General features: G+C 38.0%; 11 protein-coding genes. 9 read left to right on the top strand and 2 right to left on the bottom strand.

Annotation, left to right across the window (positions count from 1 at the left end):
- Window positions 1-60 precede the first annotated feature (60 nt).
- A complete protein-coding gene (locus Q1553_RS06325) occupies window positions 61-654 on the bottom strand; it encodes a DUF4879 domain-containing protein (RefSeq protein WP_297580081.1) in 594 nt (197 codons plus the stop codon).
- Between the two features lie 234 nt (window positions 655-888).
- Between Q1553_RS06325 and Q1553_RS06320 the strand changes: the two genes are divergently transcribed.
- From Q1553_RS06320 to Q1553_RS06295, 6 genes are all read left to right on the top strand, one after another.
- Window positions 889-2481 (top strand): ABC-F family ATP-binding cassette domain-containing protein, encoded by a 1593-nt coding sequence (locus Q1553_RS06320; RefSeq protein WP_300842824.1) that lies wholly within the window; start codon window positions 889-891, stop codon window positions 2479-2481.
- Window positions 2482-2490: 9 nt separating this feature from the next.
- Window positions 2491-2661 (top strand): hypothetical protein, encoded by a 171-nt coding sequence (locus Q1553_RS06315; RefSeq protein ID WP_297571485.1) that lies wholly within the window; start codon window positions 2491-2493, stop codon window positions 2659-2661.
- Complete coding sequence (locus tag Q1553_RS06310) at window positions 2661-5435, top strand: DUF4910 domain-containing protein (RefSeq protein WP_366525096.1); 2775 nt, start codon at window positions 2661-2663, stop codon at window positions 5433-5435. Before Q1553_RS06315 ends, Q1553_RS06310 begins: the two co-directional genes overlap by 1 nt.
- Before the next feature lie 134 nt (window positions 5436-5569).
- Window positions 5570-6394: a formyltransferase family protein gene (locus Q1553_RS06305; RefSeq protein WP_147290091.1), complete on the top strand. Its 825-nt coding sequence runs from the start codon at window positions 5570-5572 to the stop codon at window positions 6392-6394.
- Window positions 6387-6614, top strand: coding sequence for an acyl carrier protein (locus Q1553_RS06300; protein ID WP_115551897.1), 228 nt, complete (start codon window positions 6387-6389; stop codon window positions 6612-6614). The genes Q1553_RS06305 and Q1553_RS06300 overlap by 8 nt, the downstream gene beginning before the upstream one ends.
- Window positions 6614-7384 carry an AAC(3) family N-acetyltransferase gene (locus Q1553_RS06295; protein WP_297578434.1) on the top strand — a complete coding sequence of 257 codons (771 nt, stop codon included), beginning with the start codon at window positions 6614-6616 and terminating at the stop codon, window positions 7382-7384. Before Q1553_RS06300 ends, Q1553_RS06295 begins: the two co-directional genes overlap by 1 nt.
- A gap of 1 nt (window position 7385) precedes the next feature.
- Here Q1553_RS06295 and Q1553_RS06290 read toward each other — a convergent pair whose 3' ends face one another.
- A complete protein-coding gene (locus Q1553_RS06290) occupies window positions 7386-7748 on the bottom strand; it encodes a hypothetical protein (RefSeq protein WP_115551899.1) in 363 nt (120 codons plus the stop codon).
- Window positions 7749-7839: 91 nt separating this feature from the next.
- Here Q1553_RS06290 and Q1553_RS06285 point away from each other — a divergent pair, with 91 nt between their 5' ends.
- The 3 genes from Q1553_RS06285 to Q1553_RS06275 are packed head-to-tail and all read left to right on the top strand — an operon-like array spanning window position 7840 to window position 10328.
- Window positions 7840-8826, top strand: a complete 987-nt coding sequence (locus tag Q1553_RS06285) for a methionine ABC transporter ATP-binding protein (protein WP_297571486.1) — start codon at window positions 7840-7842, stop codon at window positions 8824-8826.
- Window positions 8819-9469 (top strand): methionine ABC transporter permease, encoded by a 651-nt coding sequence (locus Q1553_RS06280; protein WP_115551901.1) that lies wholly within the window; start codon window positions 8819-8821, stop codon window positions 9467-9469. Before Q1553_RS06285 ends, Q1553_RS06280 begins: the two co-directional genes overlap by 8 nt.
- 19 nt (window positions 9470-9488) lie before the next feature.
- A complete protein-coding gene (locus Q1553_RS06275; RefSeq protein WP_115551902.1) occupies window positions 9489-10328 on the top strand; it encodes a MetQ/NlpA family ABC transporter substrate-binding protein in 840 nt (279 codons plus the stop codon).
- Window positions 10329-10411: the final 83 nt, after the last annotated feature.

Below are 10411 nucleotides of genomic sequence, written 5' to 3'. Positions count from 1 at the left end.
TTTGGTGGAAAAGAGGATTTTCTCGCACATAAGAATTTGTATTAACTTGCATAGGAATCCTTATTTAATGTAAATAGAAGTAGATTTAGATACTGCTGCATTGTTGATAGATGTAGCTGTAAATTCAAAAGTTCCATTAGTATTTTTAGGCTTTGAAATATCCCAATAATCAATAAAACCATCTACGATATTATCTCCATCTAAATCCACTCCTTCGGAGTCTAATTGTATTGCCTCATTTCCTGCAAATTTTGCTCTATCGTAGCTATGTCCGCCATAACCTACAACACCTGTATTAACTTGGAATGGCACTCCATCATGGTCATATGCAGTTTCAGTTTGATTATCATTAATGTATTCGCAGCCACCATATTTTCCAGAACAAACATCAAGAATTAATACTTGTGTAACCAAAGGTGCGGAGGCTTTTGGTTGAATTTTGGCATTTTCTTGATAGCCTTTTTTCATTTTCTCTAATGCCTTATCAAATTCACCACTTAAATATTTTTGTTTGTTGGGCGAATTTGGTTCTAAAAAGATATTGACACCATTGCGCGTAATTTTCTCTTTACCCTCTGTTGTGTAGTTATCCGCACCAAATGCGATTCCGCAACTCAAAGCACTAGCAAGCGCGAGACTTAAAAATTTTCTCATTTTTGACTCTTTTTAAAATTTAAGACATGCAGAATCTTAAGCAAAAAGTGTGCCATTATTCAAGATTCCATTTTTATTTATCTTTAATGCAAGATTTTAGATTGCTTCTCCTCTTGCTACGCTCTACCTTGCGATAACGCGGTAGCGCATTGACAATGAAATTTAAAGAGAGATTCTATTCCTTAAGCAAGATTCAATTAAAATTTCAAAATTTTATTTGTAGGAAGTAAGCGTATGGTTCAAATTACCGGACTTGGTATGCAATATGCAACCAAAAAACTCTTTGAAAATGTGAATTTAAAGTTGGACAAGGGTAAGAGATATGGACTTATTGGCGCAAATGGTGCAGGAAAATCTACCTTTTTAAAAATACTTAGCGGAGAGATTGAACACACAAGTGGCGACATTGCTTTTGACCCCAATGCAAGACTTGGTGTTTTGGGACAAAATCAATTTGCTTTTGAGGATTTTAGCATTAAGGATTGCGTTCTTTTTGGCAACAAGCGACTTTATGACGCTATTAAAGAAAAGGAATCACTCTACAATGCAGGGGATTTTAGTGATTGTGTTAATGAACGTTTGGGTGAATTAGAGATGACTTGCGCGGAGGAAGACCCTACTTATGAATACGATGTGCAAATAGAAAAGATTTTGGAGGATTTGGGATTCCCAGCAAAACAACACGAGGAGCTAATGAAAACGCTCACGGGCGGGGATAAATTTAAAGTGCTCCTAGCGCAAGTTTTGTTTCCAAAGCCTGATATTTTATTTTTAGATGAGCCGACAAACAATCTTGACTTAAGGGCGATTGCTTACTTAGAGGAGCAACTAAAACGACACGAAGGAACGCTTGTTGTTATCTCACACGATAGACATTTCTTAAACAGCGTTTGCACGCATATTTTGGATTTGGATTTCAAGAGCGTGCGAGAATTTAGTGGGAATTATGATGATTGGTATATCGCCTCTACACTGATTGCTAAACAACAAGAAATGGAGCGTAACAAAAAACTAAAAGAAAAAGAGGAGCTAGAATCCTTTATTGCGCGTTTTTCTGCAAATGCTTCTAAGGCAAAACAAGCCACAAGCAGACAAAAGCAGCTAGACAAACTTGACATTAAAAGCCTTGAAGTTTCAAGCAGACGCGACCCAAGCATTGTTTTTAAACCCAACCGCACGATTGGAAACGAAGCTTTAAATATTGAGAATCTCTCCTTTAGTTATGGAGATTTGTGTATTTTAAAAAATCTTAGCCTTACGATTCTGCCCGGAGACAAAATTGCACTCATCGGACGCAATGGAATTGGAAAAACAACTTTTTGTGAGCTAATTTGCGAAAACCTTAAACCCCAAAATGGAATCATCAAATGGGGTGCAACGATTGAGCGAGGCTACTTTCCGCAAAACACTACCGAGCAAATCAAGGGCGAGGAAACACTCTATGAATGGCTAAGAGGTTTTGATAAAAAAAAGGAAGCGGGAGAGATTCGTAACGCACTTGGGCGAATGCTCTTTAATGGAGGGGAACAAGAAAAAAATGTCGGCGCACTTAGTGGAGGAGAGAAGCACCGCATAATGCTTAGCAAGCTAATGCTAGAGGGTGGAAACTTCCTCGTGCTAGACGAACCCACCAACCATTTGGATTTGGAGGCGATTATCGCACTAGGCGAGGCACTCTATAAATACAGCGGAAATGTACTTTGCATAAGCCACGATAGAGAGCTAATTGATGCGTATGCGAATCGTATTATTGAATTTAAAGAAAATAACGAAGTAGTAGATTTTCGCGGAAGCTATGAGGAATATCTCGCCTCACAAGAAGCTTAAAGGGCTAATATGGAATTAAATAAGAATCTACAAAATGCACTAAATACCTACGCGGACAATATTGCCATAGAAGTAGAAAATCACTCTCTAACTTACACTGAACTTAAAAATCAAAGTCTAAGATTGCTTGCGTTTTTAAAAGCTGATAAAATGGGGGGGGGGGCAAATATAGCTCTTTAATTGTCTTTGGCTCTCGTGAGCTAGAAGTTTATGTCAGTATTCTTGCTTGTGTGCTTGGGGCAATCACTTTTATCCCCTTAAATCCGAAATTTCCCAAAGAACGACAGAAAAATATTATAGAACGCACAGATAATGCACCAATGATACTCTGTCCAAACTGCTTAGAATCTTTTAGAAAAATCGCCCATTCTTTGTCCAATCTACTGATTTTTAGTTTTGGCGATACGCAATCCCTGCAAAAAGAATTTCCAAAACACCAATTCGTTGCGATTCCAAACTTGCAACAAGAAATAGACACAAACTACCAAGAATCTGAAATTCAGGATTCCTCCCCTGCCTATTTGCTTTTTACAAGTGGTAGCACAGGGATTCCAAAGGGTGTTTTAGTCTCACGCGCCAATCTCGCAAACTATTGCCAAAGAGTCCAATCTCTCTACCATTTCTCGCCAAAGGATAGAATCTCACAATTTTTTGATATAACTTTTGACTTAAGTATGCACGATATTTTCTGCACTCTTTTGTGTGGTGCGACATTAGTTGTGATTCCACACAAAAACCTTCTAAACCCGATTTCTTTCCTCGCTTCCAAAAGGATTCATATTCTTTTTGCTGTGCCCTCACTCCTAGCCTATTTGCAAAAATTCAAAGCCCTAAAAGAAAACATTATTCCAAACCTTAAAGTTGCCCTTTTTTGCGGGGAAGCACTGCCGACTCCCCTTGCTCTAGATTTTGCTAAAGCCGCCCCCAATGCACTTTTGGATAATCTCTATGGTCCCACAGAAGCGACTATCAGCTTCACGCGATACCGCTGGATTGGCAAAGGTGGAATCGCAAAATGTGGAATCCCACAAACAACAAGTGAAATCTTGCCTTTAGGTCTTCCTTTTGCGGGGTTGTCAGTAAGTTTGCGCGACTCTCTTGGTCAAGAAATTTCACAAGGAGAAATGGGTGAAATTTGGCTTGGAGGCGACCAAATTGCCTTAGGATATTATAAGGACGCAAACAAAACAAAGGAAAAATTCATCGTTGAAAATGGTATGCGCTGGTATAAAACAGGAGATTTGGGTAGATTTGATACAGCTTTAAATGCCTATTGTTTCTGCGGGCGCATAGACGAACAAGTCAAGATTCAGGGATTCCGCGTAGAACTCTTAGAGATTGACAACGCATTGCGCGAAGCAAGTGGAGTGCAATCCCGCGCAATCCTGCTAGAAAAGGACAACTTAAGCACGCTCTATGGTGTTTGTGAAAACCACACGCTAAATTCTAAACAAATCTTAGAAAACTTGCGCGCCAAACTGCCTTTTTATATGTTACCAAGCAAGATTCTTGTATTGGACAAATTTCCATTGAATGCCAATGGTAAGGTAGATAGAGGGGCTATCAAACAATGGGTAATCCAAACCATAGAATCGCAAAACCCCACAAAAGAAACCAAGCTCCACCAAACCCACGATAAAGACAAAATAGATTTCTTAAGCTATGGCGAGGAAATGCTAAATCTCACTAAAAGGTTGTTTAAGATTCCGCGCTCTCTTAGCGGTAATGGAAACAGAGAGACTTTGAAAATCTTGCAAGAATCTTTAGAAAATCTTAAAATCTATGAAGTATCAAGCGGAACAAAGGCATTTGATTGGGAAATTCCAAAGGAATGGAATGTGAAAGACGCATATATTCTAACGCCAAGTGGTGAGAAAATCTGCGACTTCAAGGAAAATAATTTGCATTTAATAGGGTATTCTATTCCTTGTAAATGCACCCTTACCTTTAGAGAATTGGAATCGCATTTGTATGTTTTAGAAAACCAACCCAATGCGATTCCCTATATCACTAGCTATTATAAAGAGCGGTGGGGATTTTGCCTTAAGTTTTCGGACTTTTGCGCTCTTAAAGAAAAATACAAGGATTCGCCACAGAAGTTTCAAATCCATATTGATAGTAGTTTGGAGAATGGAAGCTTAAGCTATGCCGAACTTTACATTCAAGGTAAAAGCAGACAAGAAATCGTCTTTAGCACCTATATTTGCCACCCACAAATGGTAAATAACGAACTAAGCGGAATCTCTCTTGCTTGCGCACTTGGCAAACTCTTGAGCCAAAGAGAAAATCCCTACTCACTCCGCATTTTATTTCTGCCTGAAACCATCGGAAGCATTTATTATCTAAGCCGTCATTTAGGGCATTTAAGAGAGTTTTGTATCGCAGGATTCGTGCTAACTTGTATAGGGGATTGCAGGAATTACTCTGTGCTGCACTCTAGGGAGGGCAACAATCTAGCTGATAGGGCGGCAAAGCACATTTTAACACATTATTATAAGGGCTTTAAGGAATACAGCTATTTAGATAGAGGAAGTGATGAGAGACAATATTGTGCGCCCAATGTGGATTTGCCCTTTTGCACCCTAATGCGCACAAAGTTTGGTGCATATCCTGAATATCACACTTCCTTAGATGATTTAAGTCTTGTAAGTGCGCAGAGTTTTGCGGATAGTTTGCAGTATGTATGGAGAATCTTGCGCAGTTTAGAACTCAATGGAATCTACCAAAACACCATTCTTTGCGAACCACAACTAGGTAAAAGAGGCTTATACCCGACACTTAGCACCAAAGATTCCATTAATCAAATCAAAGATATGCGCAATATTTTAATGTATTGCGATGGCAAAAAGGACTTGCTAGAAATCGCTGAAATTTGCGACATTGACTTGCTTGTAATGCAAGAATGGGTAGAAAAATTCTTAAACGCAAAATTACTTATAAGGGTAGAACAATGATAGAACAAAAAATTTTAGAGTTTTTGCAAGAGAAAGGAATCGCATTTGATAGCGAAATGCAGAGCAAATAATTGGGGGAGGGGGCAAAAAGCCATAAGATTCTTTGCAACCCCCTATATTGAAAGGGTTGCAGCGTGAGAAAGTCTGTATTTGAGTCCATTTTAATTCTAGGCACAGGCACTCTTGCCTTGAACATCACAAAAATGCTTTTTGGGCTCTTTGGCACAGATTCTCGCCCAAAACTCCTTTGCGCTTCTTATTTGGAATCACCTTTTTCACTCTTTAGCACTTGGTGCAAAACTTCAAAAATCCCTTACATCAACTTCAAGAACAAAATAGCTTTAAGCGAATATTTAAGTGGATTTGAATCCTCTATGCTCCTGATTAGCGCGCACAATTACTATATTTTCCCCTCCAATCTTTTGCAAAAACCATTTTTAAAAATTATCAATTATCACAACTCTTTGCTTCCCAATCATCGTGGTTTAAATGCGCAAATGTGGAGTATTTTTGACCAAGACTCTACAAGTGGAATCACTTGGCATCTTGTATCAAGCGGGATTGATTGCGGAGACATTATCATTCAAAAATCTATTCCGCTAGATTCTACTTACACTTATTTAAAACTCACGCAAGAGCAACTCCAATTAGCCTTTCTTGCCTTTAGAGAAATTTGCGATTCTCTTTTGTCTTGGAATCTCCCTTTAAAAACACAAGAAAAAATCGGTGATTTCGTATTGCACAAGGCAAGAGATTTACCAAATAATGGAATCTTGGATTTACATTGGGATTTTGAGAAAAAAAGTGCATTCTTGCGCAGTATGGATTGCGGCAAAAGCCACCTTTTGCCCAAACCAAAGATAATTTTAGAGGGCAAAAAATATGTGATTTTAGACTACACCCCAAATCCCAAAAATGCACTTGGATTTGATTTTACTCTAGGAGAAAAAAATGAATGATTTAGAAGTAATTTTACAAGAAATTGTCGCAGAAATAGACTTAAGCAGTCCAGATTTTATTGGCGATGGATTTTTAGATTCCTTTGCACTAATGTCATTAATTGGGGCTTTGGAACAATCTTATCATATATCAATTTTTGATGAGGAAGTGGAAATACAAGATTATAGGAGCTTAGAATCTATCAAGAATCTTTTGAGAAAAAAAGGAGTAAAAATCTAATGGATTTTATAAAATTCAAAGACAAAATCTACACAACACGAGATTTAAAAGAGATTTTACAAGAGCTTGAAATCACGCAAGGAGACACTCTTTTGGTGCATACAGAATCCTTTCGGTTTGGGATTCCATTACTCCCAAAAGCAATTTTTAATCAGACATTGTGTCAGACTTTGATAGAATCTTGCGGTAAAAGGGGCAATGTTATCCTTCCAACTTTCACTTATAGCTTCTGTCAAAACGAACCTTTTGACCTCCTGCACTCTAAGTCAAAGGTGGGAAATCTCGGGGATTCCTTATTGCAACTTGGGGGCAAACGCACCTCTTGTCCTATTTTTTCTTGCGCAGTTTTTGGAGATTTAAAAGAAAAATTGCGCGACTGCAAGGAAGTTTTGGGCAAAGAGAGTATTTTTGATAAATTATTAACGCAAAACGGCAAAATTTTAACATTTGGTAATCAATATGTCGGCTATACATTCATACACTATTTAGAATCTCTCGCCAATGTCCCCTATCGTTTTGATAAAACTTTCAGTGGAATTTTCATTGATGAAAAAGGTGAAAAAATGCACAGAAGCGTCATTTATAGAGTGAGACATTTGGGCAGAAAAAGTGAGCTAGATTACAAAAAAATAGCACATTTTTTACTAGATTTGGAAATCTTAAAAGTCTTAAAATTTGGCGGGGGCGAGATTGGAATTATGGAATCCCAAAAAGTCGCGAAGGCGGTTTTGGAAGTTTTAGCAAAAGATTGCGAATATTTTTTGGCTTAAACTACTCCCCACCTAAAATACTTCCTTGTATGCTTCTTTGCAATTCTTGCGCTTTTTTGATTAACTCTTGTTGTTCTTTTTGTGCGTCATTTTCTTGTTTGGATTCTGTGGCTTTGGAATCCCTTTGTGCAGTTTTTTGAGCTTTTGAAGCGGGTTTAGAATGGATAGAATCCTGCACGCCCATTTTGACAAAAGTATCCTCATAATTCTTACCGCCCTTTTTTATCCGAATATACACCTGCCCGCTTGCTTGGTCGTATAAATAAGTGTCGTCCATATCGCTAAACATTACCCAAGGTTGCGCATTTAAAATTCCATAACAAAGCATTAACACAATCCATAATCTAGCAAAACCTTTCAACATAAAACCCCTTTTAGCTTTTTTCACTATAATTTCGCAATTTTATCAGATTTTACAAGCAAATAACGAAATGGCAAAACAATTAAGGAGCAAAATGGATTTAATCAAAGTGCAGAATCTTTCCAAAAGTTATGGTAATTTAGAGGTATTAAAAAACATTAATTTAAGGATTAAAAAGGGTTCAATCTTCGGGCTCGTCGGACATAGCGGAGCAGGAAAAAGCACTTTGCTCCGCACCTTTAATGGATTAGAATCCATTAATTCTGGCAAAATAGAAATTGATAACTTGGATATTTCTAAACTCACAACCAAAGAATTGCGTGCATTTAGACAAAAAGTTGGAATGATTTTTCAGCACTTCTCCTTGCTTAGTCGCAAAAATGTTTATGAGAATGTCCTCTTGCCTTTACAATGCGCAAAAGCTACAATCAACGAGGCAAAGATTAAGAATCTCTTAGAATTGGTTGGTTTGCAAGATAAGGCAAAATCCTATCCAAACGAGCTTAGCGGAGGACAAAAGCAACGCGTTGCGATTGCAAGGGCATTAGTGATGAATCCTATGTTGCTTCTAAGCGATGAAGCTACAAGCGCACTAGACCCAAGTATCACGGGTGCTATTTTAGACTTACTTGCGCAAATCAATCAAGAACTAGGCGTAACGATTGTGCTTGTAACGCACGAAATGGAAGTCGTCAAACGACTTTGTAGTGAGGCTGCCTTTATGGAAGGCGGAGTGGTGCTAAAAAGTGGAAAAATTGAGGATTTATTCCTTTCGCCTGACTCAAAAATGCGTGAATTTTTGGGAGAAAATGAGATTCTACCCGATGAGGGGTTAAACATTCGCATTTATTTTCCTAAAAACTTGGCACAAAATCCAATTATCACACAAATGGCGCGAGAATTACAAATGAACTTTAATATCGTATGGGGCAATTTAGAATCCTTTAATGGAATCGCACTAGGAATTTTGGTGATTAATATTGATAAAAATGCCAAAGAAAAAGTCTGCAATTATCTGAATGCACGAGGCGCGCAATGGGAAATCATAGAATCCAATCCACAAGGAGAACCAAATGGATAGCAAAACCATTTCTTTGCTTTTAGAAGCGACTTTAGACACGCTTTATATGAGCATACTCGCAACAAGCATTGCAACACTTTTGGCGATTGTGCCTAGCATTTTGCTTACCCTTTGCGCCCCTAATGGTTTAAGCCCTAATGCGTTTATTTTCCGCACACTTGATAGCATTACAAATACCTTGCGTTCCTTTCCTTTTCTTATTTTAATGGTTGTCTTATTTCCCTTAACACAATTTATCGTAGGCAAAAGCATCGGTGCGAGCGCAGCAATCGTGCCGCTTAGCATTGGTGCAGCACCCTTTATCGTGCGTATCATAGAAAATGCACTCAAAGAAGTGGATAAAGGAGTGATTGAAGCTGCTCTTAGCTTTGGCGCAAGTAATTTACAAATTATCTTTCGGATTATGTTTGTAGAAGCCTTGCCAAGCATTGTCTCTGGAATCACACTTGCTCTTATCCTAGTTGTTGGATTTAGCGCAATGGCTGGAGCTGTGGGTGGAGGTGGATTAGGCGATATTGCAATCAAATATGGATATTATAGATTCCAAAGCGATATTATGTTATACACTGTTTTGATTTTAATTTTTCTAGTGCAGATAATTCAAAGTTTTGGGGATTTTCTGTATAAAAAATTAAAACATTAAATTTTTACAAAGGACAACAATGCTTAAAAAAGTAATTTTCAACAAACTAACACTCGGCACAATAGCTCTTGCAGTGATTTTTAGTGGCTGCGATTCCAAAGTAGAATCACAAAACAATGCACAAAAAACAGAAAAGACGGAAATGGAAAAACTAATTGTCGGCGCAACTCCCGAACCACACGCAGTAATGCTAGAAAAAGTCAAGGAAACTTTGGCAAAAGAGGGAATTACTTTAGAAATCAAAGAATTTACCGATTATGTAACACCAAACAAATCTTTAGACGATGGCTCATTAAACGCAAACTTTTTCCAACATAAGCCTTATTTGGATTCTTTTAACAAAGAACACAAAACAAATCTCGTCAGTGTCGCGGGAATCCATCTAGAGCCAATGGGTGTTTATTCTAAAAAAATCAAAAACTTGGACGAGCTAAAAGAAGGCGATATGATTTCCTTGCCAAACGATCCAAGCAATGGAGCGCGTGCGCTTAGAATATTGGAAGCAAATGGACTTATCAAACTTCAAGAGAACGTAGAACTTCCAAGCGTGCAAAACATAATAGAAAATCCTAAAAACTTGAAATTTAAAGAAATGGACGCACCACAACTTGCGCGCGCACTTGGAGATGTCAGCGCATCAGTCATTAATACCAACTTCGCTTTACTTGCTGGATTAAACCCGCTTAATGATGCAATTGCACTTGAGAGCAAAGATTCACCTTATGTGAATATTATAGTAGTAAAAGGCGGCAATGAAAAAGACGCACGCATACAAAAGCTTATCCATTCTCTCCAAAGCGAAGAGATGAGACAATTTATCCTAGACCAATACAAAGGCGCAATTCTTCCTAGTTTCTAGTTTTTCTTGCAATAATTATAAGGCTTTGATAAAACTCACGATAATCTAAATAAAGAGATTCTCTCTTTATGGATTATCGCAAT

Origin of the sequence: Helicobacter sp. UBA3407 (genome assembly GCF_949747025.1) — a bacterium.
In the GTDB taxonomy this organism is placed as follows: Bacteria; Campylobacterota; Campylobacteria; order Campylobacterales; family Helicobacteraceae; genus Helicobacter_D; species Helicobacter_D ganmani.
The sequence above is the reverse complement of the archived record's forward strand: the minus strand, read 5'-3'. Positions and strand labels throughout refer to the sequence as shown.